Origin of the sequence: Parafrankia colletiae, assembly GCF_001854655.1 — a bacterium.
In the GTDB taxonomy this organism is placed as follows: domain Bacteria; phylum Actinomycetota; class Actinomycetes; order Frankiales; family Frankiaceae; genus Parafrankia; species Parafrankia colletiae.
Genome location: NZ_MBLM01000130.1, coordinates 149,300 through 168,465, shown reverse-complemented (window position 1 = coordinate 168,465; position 19,166 = coordinate 149,300). Strand labels below are relative to the sequence as shown.

Below are 19,166 nucleotides of genomic sequence, written 5' to 3'. Positions count from 1 at the left end.
GCCCGGCTTTCTGGATTGATGCTGCGCCCGTCGCTTCGGCCCGGGCTGCTTCGCGTCACGCATACCACAATCCCCGCCACCCGGAGTCCACCTGCAGCGGCGATCAGGTTCTCATCGACCAGCCGACAGCGGTAGTTGCCTTTACTGGTTCAGATGCGAACTGCCGCTCTGTGGACGACCGGGTGGGCAGGCCGAGCACCCGGTTGGTTGCCGCACCCAGGCCTTCATCCCGCCACGCCTGTTCCACCCGGGCGGCGGCGAGGTCGCCGCGTCCCGGCGCCCTCCGGCCCCGTGCCGTTGACGCGGCCGGCCACCCCCGACGTCACGGGAAGCACTACGACCCCTCCACGGACGACGTCCATGGAGGGGCTGCCGCGCTCACAGAACAATCCGATACGCCCTCGGTCGGACACGGAGGGCGAGAATCCGTGATGGCGGCGGGGCGTCCGTGGGTCGACCGTAGGTCATCGCATGTCACCGCGGGACTTCCTCCCGGGTCGCAGTTCCGCCCCGGTGGGGGCGCCGCGTGCCGGCGCCGAGCGGGCTCTCGCTGCCGCGCAGGGTAAATGCGCACGTCCAGAGGGATGACGAAACGGACCACGGCGAGCCTGCGTGCACGACACATGCCGAACCACTGGATCGTTGCGCTACGAAAGGTCAAACCCTGAAAAACCCGGCAGACCTGTCCGGAGGGCGACACGGTCCCGCACTACTGTGGCGCCGTCGAGTAACCGAACGGGCCCTTGGGGGGGTCTTGGGGCTCGACTCCTACAGGGATGGTCTGCATGGCAGACAGGCACGAGGGCGGCCAGACGCTGGCCGACCCACCCCCGCGGCGCGGCAGCAGCGCATTACCCACGGACGATCCGGGGACCACGCGAGACGGCACACAGCCGGGAAACACCGACCACACGACCGACCACATGCGGACCGCCCGACCACCGACGAGCACCGCGAGCCGCCGAGGGCTGTTCGCATCGCTCGCGGCCTTCGGGGCGACCGCGGCGGGCTGTTCGTTCGGCGCTTCCGGCGGYGGGAGCGGCGGGGCGGCCCCGACGGCAACAGCCACAGCCACCATGGGTCCGGTGACGCCCACGGGTGTTCCGACACCCGGCGGGCCCATGGGCGGTCCGGTGACGGGCATGCCGACCTCGGTGCCCACGACGGCAGCGCCCACGACGGGCCCCTCGACGCCGCCGGCCGGGGCGGCGACGCCGGCCTTCCTGCGCGGACGCGACCCGGTGGTGCACCTGCTGAACAGGGCGACCTTCGGGCCGACACCGGAGCTGGTCGCCGAGGTGCGCGCGAGCGGGGCCGGGGCCTGGCTGGACCGCCAGCTCAACCCGGGCTCCGTCGGCGACGGGACGATTGACGGCGTCCTCGGCCGTTTCCGGTTCCTGAAGGACAGCAACCAGACGCTGCACACCCTCGAGGGCGATGTCGACTACACGGACGTGATCGGCCTCGCGGTGGCGTCGATCGCGCGGATGACCTGGTCGAACCGCCAGCTCCTGGAGCGGATGGTCGACTTCTGGCAGTCGCACGTGTTCAACAAGGGCTATCCCAACGACGGCCTGTGGCGGGACTCGTTCCCGGACGACCGTGAGGTCATCCGGCCGAACGCGCTCGGGCGGTACGCCGACCTGCTGCTGGCGGAGACGACCAGCCCGGCGATGATCCGCAGGCTGAACGCCGACCGGTCGACGGCGCGGGCGATCAACGAGAACCTCGGGCGGGAGCTGCTCGAACTGCACACGGTGGGTGTCGACGGCGGGTACGACCAGGACGGGGTCGTGAACAGCGCCTGCATCCTGACGGGCATCTCCATCGACTCCACGTCGAAGAAGTACGTCTTCAAGCCGAGGGACCACTACGTCGGGCCGGTCGGAGTCCTGGGCTTCTCCGCGCCGAACGGCACCACGGAGGGCGGGGAGGCGGTGATGCGGGCCTACCTGGACCATCTGGCTCACCACCCGGCGACGGCGGCACACATCACCCGGAAACTGGCGACCTACTTCGTCGCGGACGACCCGCCGGCCTCGCTCGTCGAGACRCTGACGCGGACCTACCTGGACAGCGACACCGCGATCGCGCCCGTCCTGAAGGCGCTGTTCACCTCCGCCGAGTTYGCCCAGGCGGTCGGGCTGCGCACCCGCCGTCCGCTGGAGGACCTGGTGGCCACACTGCGCGTGCTCGGGATCCGCCCGCCCGCCACCGGCACCGAGCCGCTCACCTCGCTGTACTGGATGGCGAACGACATGGGCATGGCGCCACTGGCGTGGCCGGCCCCGGACGGCTACCCGCTGCGGGCGGAGCGCTGGGTGTCGGCGTCCGCCACGATCGGCCGCTGGAACATGCACCGCAACCTGCTCAACGGGTGGTGGCCGAAGAACCTCGGCACCCCGAAGGTCAACACGCTGCTCGGCGACGCGCCGCCGGCGACGATGACCGCGGCGGTGGACGTGCTGGCCCGCCGGCTCCTGTTCCAGGACCTGGCCCCCGAGCACCGGGCGGCGATCACGACGTTCCTCGGTGACCGCGGGTCGCGCAGGCCGGCGGACAACGAGTGGCTCGTCGGGCAGGTCGCCGCGCTCCTGCTCGATTCGCCCTACCACGTCTACGGTTAGGAGGCCGTTCGATGGTCCAGAACCTGCTCCGTCCCCCCGGCGGCCGGTACGCGCCCAGCCGGCGCGGCGTGCTCGCGGCGGCCGGCGCGGTGGGCATCACCGCGAGCCTCGCGTCTGTGCTCCCCGTCCGTGTCGCCTTCGCCGACACCCCCGGCCGGACGCTGGTCGTCCTCTCCCTGCGCGGCGGCATGGACGGGCTGAACGCCCTGGTGCCGGGTGCCGACCCGAACTACGCGGGCCTGCGCGCCGACATCGCGATCCCCACCGGGCAGCTCATCTCGATGGACCGGACATTCGGCCTGCACCCGGCCTACGCGTCCCTGAGGCCCCTGCTGGACGCGGGGAAGGTCGCGGCGGTCCCGGCCGCGGGGCTGCTCGACAACTCACGCAGCCACTTCCAGGACACCTTCGAGCTGGAGATCGGCGGTGACGGGCAGCGCAGTGGCTACCTCACGCGGCTGCTGAGCGTCCTGAGCCCCGGGTCGGCGTTCCGCGCCGTCCAGGAGGGCGGGTCGTTGCCCACCGCGTACCTCGGAGCCACCGAGGCGCTCACCCTCAACGGCATCGACAACTTCAAGGCGAGCGGCTGGGGTGAGTCGGCCGCCGAGCAGGCCGCCACCTCCGCGGTGCTCGGCACGCTGTTCGCCGAGGCCGACGCGGCCCACCCGTACGCGCGCGGTGTCGCGACGACCCTGGCGGCGCTCACCGCGGGCCGCGAGATCGCGGCGAAGCCCTACACCCCGGCCGACGGCGTCACGTACCCGGACGAGGGGCTGGGCCGTGCGCTGCGGGACATCGCCCGACTGATCAAGGTCGGGTCGGGAGTCAGGGTCGCGGCGCTGGAGACCGGCGGGTACGACACCCATGTCGGCCAGGGCGGCGTCACCGGCACGCTGGCGACGCTGCAGAAACGGCAGGGCGACGCGATCGCGGCGTTCTTCGCCGACCTGGGGGAGAAGGCCGCGGACGTCACCCTGGTCACGATCCAGGAGTTCGGCCGCCGCGCCGACACGAACGGCAACGGCGGCACCGACCACGGCGGCGGCGGGGTCATGTTCGTGATCGGCGGCGGGGCGGTCGGCGGGGTGCATGGCCAGTGGCGGGGACTCGCGCCCGACCAGCTCGACGACCGCGCCGTGCCGGTGCTCAACGACTACCGCAACGTCCTGGGGGACGCGATCCGCTGGCTCGGGATGTCCCAGGAGCAGCTAGGGACGGTGTTCCCCGGGCTTGCCTACACCCCGGTCGGCGTCACCGCGGCCTGATATCGCTGACCGCCTGTCGCCAGCCGACATCGAGACCTTGATCGGCCGCTACCTCGCTGGCATGACCATCCGCGGCTTGGCCGAGAGGTGTTCTGGCCGGACGAGTCCGGGCTCACCATGATCGCTACCCGTCATCGACCGTTCGCGGCGGAGGCGGCAAGGCGGGTACTGGCCGGCCTGTCTCACCCGGCCGACTGCATGTTGTCGCGACACGGACACGATTGGTCAACATACCCTTCGCCGACAACACTCTGTGTACTAGAAATTGTACACAGAGTGTCCACGGGGAGATGTGACCCGTCCTTCAGGCAGAAAGAGCAGACATGTCTCAGCGACAATGGCGAACAGGGATGTGCTCGGCGGCGCTGGCCGTCGTAGGGGTGATCGTCGCGCCCACAGCCGCGACAGCTGCCCCGAGCGGGCCGGCGGTCCCGGCGGGGCCCGGCACGGTACAGGCCTGGGGCGCCAACGGCCAGGGCCAGCTCGGCGACGGCACCACTACGGGCCGCCTGACGCCGGTTCAGGCTGTGGGCATAGATGAAATCACCGACGTCGCGGCCGGTGAGAGCACCGGGTATGCGCTGGCTCACGGCGCCGTCCAGGCCTGGGGTGACAACTCACACAACGAGGTCGGTGACGGCACCACCACCGACCGCCTGACCCCGGTGCAGGTCAGCGACCTGGTCGACGTGATCGCCGTCGCGGCCGGCGCCCACAACGGGTATGCGGTGCGCAGCGACGGGACCGCCTGGGCCTGGGGGCAGAACAGCGACGGCGCCATCGGCGACGGCACCACCACCAACCGCTCGACCCCGGTGCAGGTCGCCGGCCTGACCGATGTGACCGCCGTCGCAGGCGGTCTGCACACTGGTTACGCGGTGCGTAGTGATGGCACTGTCTGGGCCTGGGGGCTCAACAACGCCGGCGCGCTCGGTGACGGCACCACCACCGAGCGTCTGACTCCGGTGCAGGTCAGCAATCTGACCCAGGTGAAGGCCGTCGCCGGCGGTGTGTACAGGGGATATGCGCTGCGCCACGATGGCACTGTCTGGGCCTGGGGCTCCAACAGCTTCGGCGCGCTCGGTGACGGCACCACGACGGCCAGCCTGACCCCGGTGCCGGTCTCCGGCCTGACCCAGATCATCGCGATCGCGGCCGGCAGCAACAGCGGGTATGCGGTGCGCCGTGACGGCACCGTCTGGGCCTGGGGATACAACTCCGAAGGCCAGCTCGGCGACGGCACCACCATCAACCGCTCGACCCCGGTCCAGATCGCCGGCCTGACCCGGATCACCACCGTCGCGGCCGGCGCCTACAGCGGGTATGCGCTGCGCCGTAACGGCACCGTCTGGGCCTGGGGATCCAACGCCGGCGGCGCGCTCGGCGACGGCACCAACACCAGCCGCCCCACCCCGGCCCAGGTCACCGGCCTGAGCGGCGTCAGCGCGATCGCCGGCGGCGGCCTCAGCGGGTACGCGGTGCGCTGAGACGGGTCTCGCACCCGTCCGGCCGCACCACCCGCTGACCACATGAGGACAGCAGGCTCGCTGCTACCCGGCCTGTCACCCGGGTAGCAGCGAGAATCCAGGCATCCACGACGGGAACCGGCTCCGGAGGTCGACCGCTGTCCGCGTCCCGGAACGGGTCGTCCACGGCTGCGTGGCTCGACGGCAGGGTGTTCCGATCCCCGCACGGCTGCGCCGGGCGTATCCGGCGTACATGTGCCGGGTTGTCGGTTCGATGTCCGCAGCGGCGAGGTACTCGGCACCGAGGTGCTTCACCTTGGCGTTGCGTTCGGGTCGCGGCCGACGCGGACCTGGGCAAGGAGGCGCGCTCCAGCTGCGGCGACGTCCTCGGAACGCATGACGGTCTCTTCAGGTAGCTCGGCGTGCTGGTGACGTCATCCCGGCCGGCGAACACGACGATGCGCAGCGAGCCACTGGGGAGCCGTTCGACGTCCCCCCAGGGTGGGCGCATCGTCGCAGGAGCGGTCCTTGACCATGCACGGACTGTTGCTGATCCAGACGCCATATTCCACGGCGTATTCCACGCGGACCGCTTCCGGAGCGGTTCCAGCCCGGTATCGCCGGCAAAGTGCCTGCTAGACAGCCGGTGCGGGAGGGGGGATTTGAACCCCCACGCCCTAGGGCGGCAGATCCTAAGTCTGCTGCGTCTGCCATTCCGCCACTCCCGCCTCCGTCCAGGTTAGCGATCCGGGGTCGCAACGCGGGACGTGGGGCGTGCGGTCCCGGTGGTCTCGTGGCGATCTCCGGGGGGGTGGGGGTGCGGCGTGGGYCGGGCGGGAGCTGCGGTGTCGATGGCGGGTGCACGGGTGCTGCCCGGGCCGGGTGCCGGGCGATAGGTCGACGAACGGACGTTTCGGGCGGCGATTGCCGGAAAAGACCTGGTTGAGCCCTTGGTGCTACCTCGTCCGGGTGGGGCGGCGCTGCTCGGGGGCGAGCGTGATCCTGAACTCGATCATGAACCGACCAGGTGTCGCCGACCCAACACGGCCGGAGTGCGTGAGTGTCGTCGACGCGACCGTCAGGCAACCCCGTTCGGGTGCAGGGTGTACCTGCGCCGGCGGGCGCCTGGATGCCTCTGGGGGAAAGATCGTATGACCACCGCTGCAGATGCCACACCGAACGGGACCGAGCTGGTGGCCGGCGTGTCCGTCGAGGGCTGCTTCGAGCGGCCGGCGACAGCGGCGGGTGAGGGAGAGCGTGACCGGGCCCGCCGGCTGATCGACAACGGGCGCGCGACGATGGCCGTGATCAGCGCGGTGAGTGACACCGGCCTGCGGGTCGACGGGGGGACCGTCGCGGAGGTGCACCTGCTCGTGGACTGTCCCGGTGCGGAGCCCTACCCGGTGACCCGCCGCGCGGTGGTTCCCGAGAACGAGCGGCGCGCCGGGCGGACGGGTTCGGCCGGCGGCGGCGTGCCGCGTCAGCTCCGCCGCCGGGTCCCGGTCCTCGTGGATCCCGCGCAGCCCGACAACGTGCTGCTGATGTGGGATCTGCGTGTCGCGAGCTGACAACCGCATGCGCGTCGCGCGCTGACAGCTGCCGCCGTTCCCGTAGCCGGGTCAGCTCGCGAGGCCGATGTCCTTCAGCAGTTTGGCGACGTGGCCGGTGGCGCGCACGTTGTACTGCGCCTTCTCGATGGTGCCGTCCGCGTCGATGACGAACGTCGAACGGATGACGCCCACGGTCTTCTTGCCGTACATGGTCTTCTCGCCGAACGCTCCGTACGCGGACAGCACGGCCCGGTCGGGGTCGGAGAGCAGCGGGAAGGTGAGGCCCTCGACGTCCCGGAACTTCACCAGCTTGGCCGGTTTGTCCGGCGAGACCCCGAGGACGTCGATGCCGGCGTCGTTGAGCAGGGCGAGGTTGTCCCGGAAGTCGCAGGCCTGCTTCGTGCAGCCGGGGGTCGACGCCGCCGGGTAGAAGTACACGACGACCTTGCGGCCCCGGAAGGACGACAGGGCGACGTCCTTGCCGTCAGCGTCGGGCAGGGTGAAGTCGGGCGCGGGGTCACCGGGGGAGAGCCGGGCGGCGCTGGCGGTCTCGGTCATGACCGAGAAGCTAGTCGCGGCCCGTGCGGGGCGGCAAACGCCCCGCCGTGATCCCCCGGTGACCCCGTTCGTAGCAGTTGCGGACGTCTGCGTGGGCCCGTCCGATCAGCCCTTGCTCTTCGCCGCGGCGACGGCGGCCCGGAAACCGTCCGGGGTGAGCTGGTCCGGTGCGATCTGCTGCGCGTCGACGAAGACGCTCGGAGTCGACGTCACACCGCGTCGGGAGGCGTCCTCGTCGACCTTGGCGACGTAGCCGTCGTACGTCCCGTCGCGCACCGCGTTGACGAAGGCGGGTGAGGTCAGGCCGACGGAGRCACCCTTCTCGATCAGGGTGTCGGTCTCGTAGCCCCCGGTGTGCTCGGCCGGCTGGTCGGCGAACAGAGCTTCGTGGAACTGCCGGAACCTGCCCGCGTTGGCCGCTGCCGCGGCGGCGTTCGCGGCCCGCTCCGACTCGGGTCCGAGGAAGGACATCATGTGGTAGTTGACCTTGATGTCACCGGAGTCGACAAGGTCGCCGATGGTCGAGCCGGTCGTCTTCTCGAGAGATCCGCAGGCCGGGCACTGGAAGTCCTCGTACAGGTCGACGGTGACCGGTGCGGTCGGCTGCCCGACGACGATGGCGTTGTCCAGGCCGGTCGCCGACGCCGGCAGCACCACCGGCTTCGACTCCTCCCGGGAGTTCTGCACCGCGAAGCCGATCACACCGACGAGGACGAGGACGGCGGCCACGATCGACCCGATGACGATCTGACGGCGGCGTCGCTCCCGGGCCGCCTCGGCGGCGCGTGCGGCGGCGGCTCGCTCGCGGCGGGCCGCGGCACTGGCACCCGCCGAGCCGCGTCCGCCCGCGGAGTCCCCGCCCCCTGCCGAGCCGCCTCCGCCGGTGGGGCGGTCGCCCGGACGGTCACCCGGTGGGCGGCTACCGCCGCTTGCCGACGGTGCCTGCCCGTGTGGTGCCTGCTCCTGGCCTGTCCGGGTCCGCGACGGCTGCCGCCGTGAGGTCGGTCTGCGCGGTGCCTGCGGCTGCGTTGTCTTTTTCGACTGTGGTGCCATCGGTGCTCCCGAGATAGTCGTCCTCGTCGTCGTCGAGGGGCGGTTGCGTTGGCCTGGTGAGGAGCTGGTCGACGGCGAGGAAGCCGTTCGGCCACCGCGCCAGCAGTGCGCTCGCGATCAGCAGCGCGCTGTCCCGCACGATCTCCTGGGTGTAGTGGGTGGGTGCCTCGGCCGTCAGATCGCCGCCGGTGGAGAAACAGCCGCAGTCGATGCGCAGCCCGCGGGCGGCCGCCGAGATGATCGCGGCGGTGTAGACCGCGAACAGCAGGCCGGACACGACGGCGCCCAGCCGGACGGCGAGCCCGACGATGAGCAGTACGCCGAGGGCGATCTCGACGAACGGCACGGCGTAGGCGACCGGATCCACCAGTGATTCCGGCAGGATCCGGAACGCGCGCACCGAGCGCACCATGCCGTCCGGATCGCCGATCTTCAGTGCTCCGGCGACGAGCCAGACCAGGCCGAGGCCCACCCGCAGCACGGTGGACGTCAGCCGGGGCAGGACCCGTGCCGCCCTTCCCCGCACGGAAGCCGTCTCCGAGCTCATCCGGTTACCTCCCGGGTCGCTGCGGCCGCGCCGGCCGTACCCGCTGTGGCTGCCGGGGCCGGGCCCGGGGTGGCGTCACGGTCAGATGTGCGGCTCGGGCTGACGGTGGCGGACTCGTCGGGCCCGAGCCGCTCGGCGGTCAGGACGGGGAGATCCGCCACGTAGTCGGCGACCGGCGTGCCGGCGAGGTAGAGCACCCGGGCGCGGGCGTCGCGGCCGAAGGCGATGACCTGGCTGCCGTGGGCGACCAGAACGGACCCGTCAGCCTGCACCCTGGGCTCCTCCAGCGCCACGCCGATGGCCTCGGCCTGGGCCTTCACCTTCTCGAACGGCCCGCGGACGCCGATGAAGCTCTCGTCGAACTGGTTGAGCCAGCGGTCGAGCACGGGGGCGGTGTCCCGCTCCGGGTCGGTGCTGACGAACACCACCGAGACCTGGTCCCGCACGGACTGGTCGACTTCGTCCAGGGCGGCCGCGACGTCCGCCATGGTCGTCGGGCACACGTCCGGGCACATCGTGTAGCCGAAGAAAAGCAGAGTGATCTTCCCTTGCGTTCGGGTGCGAAGGTCGAACGGGCGGTCCTCGGTGTCGGTCAGGCCGAGTGCGGGTTTCGCGAAGCGTTCGGTAGGGATAACGCCGTGTAGTCCTTCGTTGGTTCCGTCGCCGACGTCGACGATCGTCACCCCGGCCCCGCCGTCGCCGTTGGAACAGGCGCCGAGTGTCGCGCCGAGGGCGAGAACGGCGGCGAACGCCAGCCCCGCGCAGCGCCGCCGAGGATGGCCGATCCGGCCGGCTCGGCCGGGTCCGCCGGGTCCGCTGACGTGGCCTGAGCGGCCGGTCTGGCCGGTCTGGTCGGGCGCGCTCCCCTCGGACGGGGTGGTGGCGGGACGGGAGCGTCCGGTCGTGTGGTGGTGGTGCGTGGACGTCTGGCTGCGCCTGGGCACTGGGGCTCCTAGGAGAGAACTGGCGGTGCCCGGCACCTTCCCTACGCGTGGGCCGGCCGCACCGAACGCGCGCAGCACGGAACGAGCGAGCCGCGGCGGGCGACAGGCGAACCGCGAACAGCGGAAGGAACCGGCACCGCGGGCTGGGGCCGCCGGCATGGCCGGGGCCCGCGGCCGGAATCGGGCCGGGTGGCACGGACCGCCCGCTCGGGCGGTCCGGGACGCCGGTCACGACGCACCTGGACGGGCGGTGGCACGCGCGTCAGCGCGGCCGCCGCGGCGCTGTTACGCCGGGACCGGGGACCGGTCCGGCGGGCCGCGGGCGGCGATGGCAGCCCACGGCCGGTCGAGGACCCGCGGGCCGCCCGACCGCGCGGCGCGCACGGTCGGCCTGATGATGCGGACCGGCGCGAGGGCGACGCGCAGGGTGGGAAGGCGCGATCCGATCGCCCGGCAGGTCGCGAGCAGGACCGCGACACCGTGCCTGGTCCACCACACGACGAGAGCCGCGGCGACGGTGTGCGCCAACAGCACGGCCGGGGTATGTCCGAGTCCGACCCCGGCGTGGTGACCGGGCGAGGCGAGGGCGACGGCTGCCTGGGCCGGCCTGTCGGCACCCGCGCTGGAGCCGGGCGTACGCCCGGCGAGGGCCGCCGCGAGCAGGTCGGACGAGGAGTACCCGGCTGTGCCGGGACTCCCTGCTCCGCTGGCGGCGCACAGCAGTCCGCCGATGGGTGGACCGCCGGTCCCCGATGTCGGGCCAGCCCCCGTCAGGAAGACGCCGTGCAGCGAGGCCTGGACGGCGAGCGTGCCGCCGAACGACCGGAGCCCGCGCCCAGGTCGCCTCGCCCCCAGCGCGGGACCGAACGCGTCGAGCCGGTCGTATGGGCCGAGCCGGTCGTATGGGCCGAGCCGGTCGTATGGGTCGCGCCGGGCGCGGAGGACGCGCCAGGCGATGCCTGCCGCTGTCAGCGCACAGGTGACAAGGAGGACCCGGCTGAGGGTGGGCGTGCCGGCCCTGGCGGTCGGCAGGTGAGCCAGCAGCGCGAGCGCGACGGCAGGCACCGCCGATCCCGCGGCGGCGGGGAGCATCTGCCAGGGGCTGCGCGCGGAGCGGAGAACCCTCGCCCCACGATGGCAGACCCGCACCTGACCAGCGTAGTGCCGCATCCGCGGCCCCTGATCAGCGCCGGTGGGCGGGGCACCGGCGGGCTCGATGCGGGGGAGTCCGATCGGGGCGGGCCGCCGCACCTCACACCCGATCGGTCCGGTGCCCCGGGCAGCACCCTGACCAGGGCAGCAGCGGTGGTGGAAGCCAGCCCGGGCGGGTGGGGCGCACGGGCCCGGTCGGTGCGGCGTGCCTGATGGCTGCGCCGGGGCGGGGCTGTTCTGGCACGATCGAGACGGGTCGTCAGCCCGGCCCCGTCTACCCCGCACGAGAACCGAGAGGGCGACATCGGTGCCGCAGGATCCGGCCGTCATCCAGCGTCAGATCGAACAGACCCGCGCCGAGCTGGCCGAGACCATCGACGCGATCACTGAGATCGTCAGCCCGAGGCGGGTGGCGGAGCGCGCAGGCGAGCAGCTCCGGTCGAAGGTCGCCGAGCTCCGTGCGCGGTTCGTCCCCGACGGGTCCGCGGACGGGCCCGCGGGTGGTGTCCTCGGCGCCGGCAGCGCCATCCGGCACGCGATCGCCGCGGTGCCGTCCGGTGCCCACCGGGGGAGCGCCGGCGACGGTGCCGGCATCCCCGTGGCGGCGGACGGAGGTCCCCCGCTCGGGCCGGTGGAGTACGGCGACGGCGCGACCGAGATCGTGCGCACAATCCGGTGGGAGCGCGTCGCGCTGGTGTCCGGAGCGTTCGTGCTGGTGATGGGGGCGCGGCGACGGCGGCGTCGGCGGCGGTGAGCGGTGGCGTGGTGCCGCCGGGCGTCCTCACCCTGATCCGGCACGGCGAGACCGAGTGGAGCCGCTCAGGCCGGCACACCGGGCGGACGGACATCCCGCTGACAGCCGACGGGGAGCACCAGGCAGCGCAGCTCCGGGCGTCGCTGGCGAGCCGGCGGTTCGTGCTGGTGGCAACGAGCCCGCGCCTGCGGGCGGCCCGCACCGCCGACCTGGCCGGCCTGGCCCCGGCGGACGCCGGCCCCGCGCCGGGCGCGTCCGCGCAGCCGGCGGTCCTCGAACGCGAGGTGTGGCCGGACCTCGCCGAATGGGACTACGGCGACCTCGAGGGCGAGACCACCCCGGACATCCGCCGGCAGCGTCCCGGCTGGACGGTGTTCACCGGTGACGTGCCGGGTGGGGAGAGCGTCGAGCAGATCGGACGTCGCGCGGATCTCGTGCTCGGTCGTGTCCGGCCACGGCTGGAACAGGGTGATGTCGCGCTGATCGGGCACAGCCACATGTTCCGGGTGCTCATCGCGCGGTGGCTGGGGCTGCCGCCGACTGCCGGCGCTGGCTTCGTGGTGCTGCCGTCCGCGGTCTCCGAGCTCGGGTACGAGCGGGAGACCCCGGTCCTGCACCGGCTCAACACCGGCCCGATCTGACCGCCGGGCCGCCGGGCCGCCGCTTCTCCGCGCGGCGGCCCGGCGCGCGATCAGAGGTCTCTGCGCAGCCCGGTACATCCCATCAGAGGTCGCCGCGACGGCGCAACAGGGCCAGCGCGGTGACGCCGGGGATGATCGGCAGCCAGTAGCTGATCAGACGGAAGACCAGCACGGCCGCGACCATCGCCGCGCCGGTTGCGCCGGACGCGGTCAGGCCGATGACCAGCGCCGGCTCGAGGGCGCCGACGTTGCCAGCCGTGGGGGCGGCGCCGGCCACGGCGGATCCGACCAGGTAGACGGCGGTGACCGACGCGATGCTGAGCCCGCCCTCGAACGCCCAGACAGCTCCGGCGAGTGCGGTGACCTGGCAGATCTTCGTGGCGGCGGTGCTGCTCACGAGCACGATCGTGCGCCCGGGAGAGCGGGCCAGCACGCCGAGATGCTGACGGAAGACCCGCAGTGCCGGTCTGGCCCGGGCGCGGATGCGTGGATGCGTCACCGCGGAGCCGACCCCCACCCCGACCACGGCGAGCCCGGCGATGACCGGGCCGGTGCCGAGGCCGTTCACGGTCATCCGAACCGGCCGGGTGACGGCCTCGCCGATGCCCGACCCGCGCAGGGTCCCGGCGACGAGAGCGATTCCGGCCAGGTGGACGAGGAACGCCGCGCCCTTGATGGACGCGACCGCAGCCAGGGCGGCGGGCCGGGTCATCCCGCGCCGTTCCAGGAAGCGCAGATGGACGGCGATGGCCCCGAGGCCGGCGGGTACGACACGGTTCGCCGCGGCCGCGGCGAGCTGGGAGGCGGTGGCGATGCCCAGGCCCATCCGCAGCCCGCTGGCCGCGCGCACGCTCACCCCGTGCGCCACGTAGAAGGTGCCGGAGGCAACAACGCAGACCACGAGCCAGGGCCAGCGCGGGGCCGGCACCGCCGACAGCGAGCCGACGACGTCCTCGCGGAAGCGGGTGGCCATGAGCCCGGCGACCACCGCGAGCACCCCCGCGGCGACGAGGATCCGCAGCCGCGTGCGCCGCAACCGGAACAGCTTCGGGTCGCCGAGGTCGACGGCGATGGCCGCCGCTCCGGTCGCGTCGACCCCCCCGAACACCGCCCGGGTGGCCCCGGGCGCGCCCGGGGCGCCGGCTTTTCCTGGCCTGCCCGGCAGGCCCGGGCTGCAGGGAGCGCCCAGAACCACCGGAACATCCAGCATTCTCGGCGAGAGCACGGAAGGAGTGGAAACGGAGGGAGTGGAAGGAGCGGAGGGAGCAAGGACGGCGGGAGCGGCCAGGGCCGCCTGCGTGCCCGGCCGAACCGGGACGGCCGCAACCGGCTCGGCGCCGCTCGGGCTGCTGACCTGGGCGGACGCGTTGGAGGCAGCTCCCGGCCCGGTACGGCCGGTACGCTGACCGCCGCGACCAGACGCCTGACGATCCCCTGGCGCGGTATGCCCGCGCTCGCCGACGCGCCTGTGACGGGGCAGCGCGGGACCGGTGACCCGTGGAGCCGTCGCGGCGCTGTCGGCGTTCAACACAACCGGGATCTCGATGTCTACCCCCATTGTCCGGAAGCCTCGCCACTCACGCTATGACGCGTGCCTGAACGACGGCTGAATGTCGTTCGTGCCGGGACTGCCCGGCGAAAGTCACGGACGACGGCGCTGGACGCCCCCCGCGGTCGGCGGCTCCGTCCCGCTGAAGGCAGTTCTGCGCCGCGACCGGGCGTCCCAAACTCACTGTGACGTGCCGGTCTGCTTCGGGGGAAGTACCCGGGAGATGACGGTTGGGTGGCCGTGGCAGAGCACCCGGGCGTCCGGTACTGACCCGTCCCGGAACGGCTCGGCGCGCGGTTCGCTCAGCCGGACGTCACACTCGTGGGGTGCCCGGACCCCCTGTCGGTGTGCCACCGCGGTTCGCGGTCGGCCAGCCACGTCCTGATCATGTCGCCGGCCCCTGCGGGGCGGAAAGCGACGGCGCCCAGGTCGGATGTCCGGAGGGTGACGAGGTCGAGGTCGTCGAGACGGCTGCCGAACTCGGCGTACCGGGGCACTGCGCCCGCGAAGAGCAGGTCGATCTCGGGCCGGGCGCCGGGGTCGGTGCCGGGGCGCTCCATGCCGCCGACGAAGTCCAGCGAGCGCACCTCGAATCCGGCGGCGCGGCGCAGCAGCCGGTGCAGAACCTGCTCGACGCCCTCGCCGGCAGCCACCCGTTCGCCGAGCAGGAAGAACCACGGCTGCCCGCGGTGGTTGGCGACGACGATCCGGTCGCCGATGGTGAGGAGCACCCGGGCGTACAGCACCGGAGCGGTGGACGGTCCCCGACGGGCCGCGGCCGGGTCGCCGACGGCCGCGCTCACCGGAGACCCCCGCCGGCGTCCCCGCCGCGCTCACCACCGGTGCCCTCGTCAACGGCCTGGACGGAGAGGGTGCCAACGCTCAGCCCGAGGACGTCGGCGGCGTCCTGGATGACCCGGCGCTCGTCCGGGTCGAAGTACCCGTCGGCCCGCCCGACGACGGCCCCGAAGTGCAGCACCGCCCAGGATCGCACGGCGTCCCCGCGCACCTTGCCGATCTCGCGCAGCGCCGCCCGCCGGCCGGCCACGAGGTCCGCGCGCAGGCGGGTGACATGCTGGTCGAACAGGCGTTCCAGGTCGGCGCGCGGGTAGTCCGCCAGCACCGCCTCGCCGTGGATTGACGCGACCATCGCGTCGCGCTCCTCGGGGTCGACGCGCCCGTCCGCCACCGCGACCAGGGCGCAGATGGCCACCGCGGCGTCGCGGAACGCCTCGCCGCGCAGGTCGTCGCGACGCGCGGTCAGCTGGGCGCGCAGGGTTCGGACCGACTGGCGCAGCGCCGTCCACCAAGGTTCCGCGTCCGTGACGGCCAGCCCGTTCCAGGACGGCCAACGCTCGGACCACCAGGCTGTGGCGGCCCGGCCCACCTCGACCGGTCGGACGTCCGCCAGCGTGGTACCCGACGTCCCCTCGTAGGGCCGGAGAAGGCGCAGCCCCGGCGGAAGATCCGTTCCCGTGGGGTGGCGCGCCGGGTCGAGGGCGACGGCGTAGAGCACGGTCAGCACATGCCGGTCGTGCGCCGGGCCGCCGGACGGGGCCGATCCACCGTCGGAGCCGGAGCGACTGTGCTCGACACACCCCGCGAAGGCGAGGTCCCGACCGGCTTCCTGTGGACGTGCTGCCCGTGCGGTGCCCTGGCGGGCGGAACCGGGTGCTGACACGGCATCGCGGGRCAGCGTGGCCCGCAACAGGCGCCCCGCGGCGGCCAGGGAGGACTCACCCGGGCGCGGGGCACCCCCCGGGAAGCGGAGCGCGCCGTCGCCCGTGGARTGAACCAGGAAGCCCCCGTCGAGCTCGACGAGCAGTGCGATGTCCATCAGGAACTGCGTCTGTGCCGGCATACCGTCCCCCGAATGTGACGTCCTGCGGTCACCTGGATGCTGGTATGCCGCCATCATCTACTRCCCGGCGATAAATTCACCGCATTCTGGCTGCCTGGTGGCGCAGCGTCGGGGCGAGGAGTGTGATCGCTGCTCCGGGCACGGACGGCCGGTCACGTGAACCGTTCTCAGTAGGCCCGGCACCCGACGGCTGTCGACTGTGCGGATGGGAGCTCGAACCAGACCTGCTTGCCCACGCCGGCGGAGGGCGGGTCGTCCACCACACCCCAGCGCGTCGCGAGGGCACTGACGAGCTGCATGCCCCGGCCGGACTCGTCGTCGTCCTGCGCAGCCCGGAGCACAGGCCGCAGCGGGCTGCCGTCACTCACGGAGACGCGGATCAGATCGGAACCGCACTCGACGGTGAGCCGCAACACCTCACGCGCACCGACAAATCGAACCGCATTCGTGACGACCTCGCTGACCAGCAGTTTCGCGACCTCAGCGGCGTTGCCGCAGCCCCACGCCACGAGCAGGTCAGCAACCAGCGCACGGGCCCGCCCGGCCGCCCGTGGGTCAGCGGGCAGGTCGAAGCCTGCGGTCAGCGCTTCGGCCACACATCACCTTCCGGGCGGTCGTCCATCCTGGCCTGCCAGCGGCGCCACGGTAGAGCCGGCGTCGCGTTCCTCCCACCTCGGGAGTGGCCTCAAACCTGCCTGACGTGGTCCGGCCACATCACGCGCACGAGCGACAGCCTGACCCCTGCGCAGTCAGGCGTGAAACAGGACTCGCCGTGGCYGGCTCGGGGCATCCCCGCCACCACGGCCGGGCCCCGTCCAGGTCGGTCATGACCCTCCTCAGATCACGTCGATGCCGTCGAGCACCGAGTCCTTGCGCGCGAGCCAGGCCCGGGCGACCGCCTCGACCTCGGCGCTCGTCGGCTGATCCGATCTCGCGCCGGGGTGCTGGCCTCGCGCCATGCCCGCCGGACCTGGCTGCTGCGGCCCACCGATGCCGACGTCAGCGCCGCCCGGGCCTGGGCCTGCTCCGCGATAGCCGTTCTGCCCGCCGTTCCCGTCCGCGCCGGCCTGGCCGTTGGGGCCGCCGTGGCCGTTCTGGCCCGGCCCCGTGGGGCCGGCGGGCCCACCGAGGCGCGCGCGGCTGGCCGGGTCCCGGCCTGTCCCGGCCCATGAGTCGTCGACCGAGATGGGACGGCGTTGCTCGCCTCCCGGACTGGCCCACGGTGAGCCCTGCGGGCGGGGCTGCTCCGGCCCCGCATGCCGGCCGCGTGGACGGCTCTGGTCGGCCGAGAGTCGCCCCGCCGCCGGGCGGCTGCCTCGGTCGGCGCCGCGGACGATCTCCGGGTGGCGCGGCGGCGGTGGGCCGGCGGCGGCGGCAGCCTGCCCGCGGGCGAGTTCTGCGGCCCGCGCGGCGGCGAGACTCAGCTCGACCGGGCCGGAGATCGGCGGCGCCGGCCGGGATGTCGGCACCGACAGCCGCTCCGCGTCCGCGGCCGGGGTTGCCCGCCCGACGTCGGCAGGCGGCCGGGACGCAGCGGCGGGCGGCTCGAAGAGGCTCCCGCGTGACACGTCCTGTGCCATTCCGGCAGGAGGCTGCCCGTGTGTCGGGCCCCGGTCGCCGGGCCCGGTGGGCGCCTGCCCCGCCCGGCCTTGCCCGGTGGGGACCTGCCCGGTCTGGTACTGCCCGGTGGGGACCTGCCCGGTCTGGTATTGCCCGGTGGGGACCTGCCCGGTCTGGTATTGCCCGGTGGGGACCTGCCCGGTCTGGTATTGCCCGGTGGGGACCTGCCCGGTCTGGTATTGCCCGGTGGGCACGGGGCCCGTCGGGTACTGCGGGTGGGGGGCCCCGGGCGGGCGGAGGCGTGGGGGCTRTTGCCCGTCCCAGTCAGGCTGACCGGAGAACCCGGGTGGACCCGCATAGGCCGGCTCGCCGGGATGGGCTGGCTGGGGGGGAGAGCTCGGCTGGGAGGGTTGCCGTGGGTCGCCGTGGCGCGGCGGCTGGCTCGGCCGATCCCGGTAGTCGGGCTGGTGTGGCTGCTGCGGCGGGCGCGCCATGGGCCCGGCCGCGGGTCGGACGCCGGGCGGTGGCACGGCAGGCCGTGAGAAGCCGGGCGCAGGCCCCGGCCCGGTCAGGGGATTCTGCTGTTCGCGTGGGTCCCGGGGCAGGTCGCCGTGCTGCCCGGGCACGGCCCGGCTGCGGCCGGGGGGCCTGTCCAGGAACGGCGCGGCGGTGGGCGGGTGCAGGCCGGGCGGTGCGAGCCGACGGCCTGGGTCCGGCTGCGCCGGCTGCGGTCGTGCGGGTGGGGGCTGATGGGTCGCCGGGTACTGCTGACCTGCCAACGGCTGGGCGCCGGTCATGGTCCGGTCGGGCTGCTGCTCGGCGGTGGGCGTCTGGGCGGCGGGGGCCGTGTTCGGCCCCCGTGCCGCCGCCGCGCCCGGGCGGCGGATGCCAGCCAGCGGGTCGCCGAAGACGGGCCGCCGCGTCGGGCCGGTGGCCGGGCCGCGGGTCGTTCCGGCGGCACGCGGGACGTCGTTCAGCCCCGCGGCGGCCGCGGCGGGGGGAGCCGTGCCCGGCAGCCCGGTAGGGGCGTGCTCTCCCGGCGGGAGCTGGTGCGGCATCGACTGCGTGGTGCCGGGGTGCGACACCGTCGGGTAGGACCCGGTGTCGAACGGAGGGGGAGGCGTGGCGGACGCCTGTGGCGAGGGAACACGGTCCGGTGCCCGGTGCTGGTCGACGGCGCGGCGGACGGCCTCCACCGGTGTTCCCCGGGTGTCGGTGACGCGGCCGGCCGTCGGATCAGGCAGGGCGCGGGGCGCGACGGCGTCCTCGGTGGCGGCCAACTCGCCGGTGATTGCGACGATCGTGGCGCAGGGCCAGAGTCGGTCGCAACTTAGACACAGATCAAACTCGTTGGGCTGATGGAGATCAATGAGAGTGACCAGCGAGTTGATGTGCTCGACGATCCGTGGTCCGGCCAGTACCGGTCCGTTCGCGATCATCTCGAGTTCCGAGCGCAACTGACCGTGGTACYGCTCGACGTCGACTACGCGCGGATCCTCCATCGAAGGCAGCATGCACCATTGCGGGCGGAAACGTGCGGGCGGCACCACCACAGCGTGTAACAGGTAACATGATCATCACGATCTGCGTACAAACGCGGTGCCGGTCGGCAGTGCAGTGTGTGGCGATCGCCACGCAC

Annotated in this window: 16 protein-coding genes and 1 tRNA gene; 6 read left to right on the top strand and 11 right to left on the bottom strand. The window is 73.2% G+C overall.

Annotated features, from left to right (window positions below; all coding sequences use genetic code 11):
- Window positions 1–1,142: 1,142 nt before the first annotated feature.
- The 3 genes from CC117_RS21295 (at window position 1,143) to CC117_RS21285 (ending at window position 5,379) form a co-directional block, all read left to right on the top strand.
- The gene (locus CC117_RS21295; protein ID WP_241830299.1) at window positions 1,143–2,627 is read left to right on the top strand and encodes a DUF1800 domain-containing protein; all 1,485 of its coding nucleotides are present in this window, start codon (window positions 1,143–1,145) and stop codon (window positions 2,625–2,627) included.
- Window positions 2,628–2,638: 11 nt separating this feature from the next.
- Window positions 2,639–3,892: a DUF1501 domain-containing protein gene (locus CC117_RS21290; RefSeq protein ID WP_071086851.1), complete on the top strand. Its 1,254-nt coding sequence runs from the start codon at window positions 2,639–2,641 to the stop codon at window positions 3,890–3,892.
- A 323-nt stretch (window positions 3,893–4,215) separates the two neighbouring features.
- Complete coding sequence (locus tag CC117_RS21285; protein ID WP_241830298.1) at window positions 4,216–5,379, top strand: RCC1 domain-containing protein; 1,164 nt, start codon at window positions 4,216–4,218, stop codon at window positions 5,377–5,379.
- A 626-nt stretch (window positions 5,380–6,005) separates the two neighbouring features.
- On the opposite strand, the gene CC117_RS21280 is transcribed toward CC117_RS21285, so the two are convergent.
- A tRNA-Leu gene (locus CC117_RS21280) sits at window positions 6,006–6,086 on the bottom strand.
- A 423-nt stretch (window positions 6,087–6,509) separates the two neighbouring features.
- Here CC117_RS21280 and CC117_RS21275 point away from each other — a divergent pair.
- The gene (locus CC117_RS21275; RefSeq protein ID WP_071086847.1) at window positions 6,510–6,926 is read left to right on the top strand and encodes a hypothetical protein; all 417 of its coding nucleotides are present in this window, start codon (window positions 6,510–6,512) and stop codon (window positions 6,924–6,926) included.
- 51 nt (window positions 6,927–6,977) lie between these two features.
- On the opposite strand, the gene bcp is transcribed toward CC117_RS21275, so the two are convergent.
- From bcp to CC117_RS21250, 5 genes are all read right to left on the bottom strand, one after another.
- Entirely contained in the window at window positions 6,978–7,466 is a 489-nt protein-coding gene (gene bcp, locus CC117_RS21270) for a thioredoxin-dependent thiol peroxidase (RefSeq protein ID WP_071086845.1), read from the bottom strand.
- Window positions 7,467–7,571: 105 nt separating this feature from the next.
- Entirely contained in the window at window positions 7,572–8,195 is a 624-nt protein-coding gene (locus CC117_RS21265) for a DsbA family protein (protein WP_071086843.1), read from the bottom strand.
- A 190-nt stretch (window positions 8,196–8,385) separates the two neighbouring features.
- The gene (locus CC117_RS21260) at window positions 8,386–9,066 is read right to left on the bottom strand and encodes a MauE/DoxX family redox-associated membrane protein (RefSeq protein WP_071086841.1); all 681 of its coding nucleotides are present in this window, start codon (window positions 9,064–9,066) and stop codon (window positions 8,386–8,388) included.
- On the bottom strand, window positions 9,063–10,010 hold the full coding sequence (locus CC117_RS21255) for an SCO family protein (RefSeq protein WP_071086840.1): 948 nt from the start codon (window positions 10,008–10,010) through the stop codon (window positions 9,063–9,065). Before CC117_RS21255 ends, CC117_RS21260 begins: the two co-directional genes overlap by 4 nt.
- A 285-nt stretch (window positions 10,011–10,295) precedes the next feature.
- The gene (locus CC117_RS21250; RefSeq protein ID WP_071086929.1) at window positions 10,296–11,180 is read right to left on the bottom strand and encodes a hypothetical protein; all 885 of its coding nucleotides are present in this window, start codon (window positions 11,178–11,180) and stop codon (window positions 10,296–10,298) included.
- 289 nt (window positions 11,181–11,469) lie between these two features.
- Here CC117_RS21250 and CC117_RS21245 point away from each other — a divergent pair, with 289 nt between their 5' ends.
- Window positions 11,470–11,916, top strand: a complete 447-nt coding sequence (locus CC117_RS21245) for a DUF3618 domain-containing protein (RefSeq protein ID WP_071086838.1) — start codon at window positions 11,470–11,472, stop codon at window positions 11,914–11,916.
- Window positions 11,913–12,557, top strand: coding sequence for a histidine phosphatase family protein (locus CC117_RS21240; RefSeq protein ID WP_071086836.1), 645 nt, complete (start codon window positions 11,913–11,915; stop codon window positions 12,555–12,557). The genes CC117_RS21245 and CC117_RS21240 overlap by 4 nt, the downstream gene beginning before the upstream one ends.
- A gap of 82 nt (window positions 12,558–12,639) precedes the next feature.
- Here the strand turns inward: CC117_RS21240 and CC117_RS21235 are convergent, their stop codons facing one another.
- From CC117_RS21235 to CC117_RS21215, 5 genes are all read right to left on the bottom strand, one after another.
- Complete coding sequence (locus CC117_RS21235; protein WP_407673564.1) at window positions 12,640–13,752, bottom strand: lysylphosphatidylglycerol synthase transmembrane domain-containing protein; 1,113 nt, start codon at window positions 13,750–13,752, stop codon at window positions 12,640–12,642.
- 656 nt (window positions 13,753–14,408) lie between these two features.
- Window positions 14,409–14,909 carry an NUDIX hydrolase gene (locus tag CC117_RS21230; protein ID WP_071086832.1) on the bottom strand — a complete coding sequence of 167 codons (501 nt, stop codon included), beginning with the start codon at window positions 14,907–14,909 and terminating at the stop codon, window positions 14,409–14,411.
- Window positions 14,906–15,967 carry a tellurite resistance TerB family protein gene (locus CC117_RS21225; protein WP_071086830.1) on the bottom strand — a complete coding sequence of 354 codons (1,062 nt, stop codon included), beginning with the start codon at window positions 15,965–15,967 and terminating at the stop codon, window positions 14,906–14,908. Before CC117_RS21225 ends, CC117_RS21230 begins: the two co-directional genes overlap by 4 nt.
- 167 nt (window positions 15,968–16,134) lie before the next feature.
- Window positions 16,135–16,563 (bottom strand): ATP-binding protein, encoded by a 429-nt coding sequence (locus CC117_RS21220; RefSeq protein ID WP_071086828.1) that lies wholly within the window; start codon window positions 16,561–16,563, stop codon window positions 16,135–16,137.
- 240 nt (window positions 16,564–16,803) lie between these two features.
- On the bottom strand, window positions 16,804–18,807 hold the full coding sequence (locus CC117_RS21215; RefSeq protein WP_131803111.1) for a hypothetical protein: 2,004 nt from the start codon (window positions 18,805–18,807) through the stop codon (window positions 16,804–16,806).
- Between the last annotated feature and the right edge of the window lie 359 nt (window positions 18,808–19,166).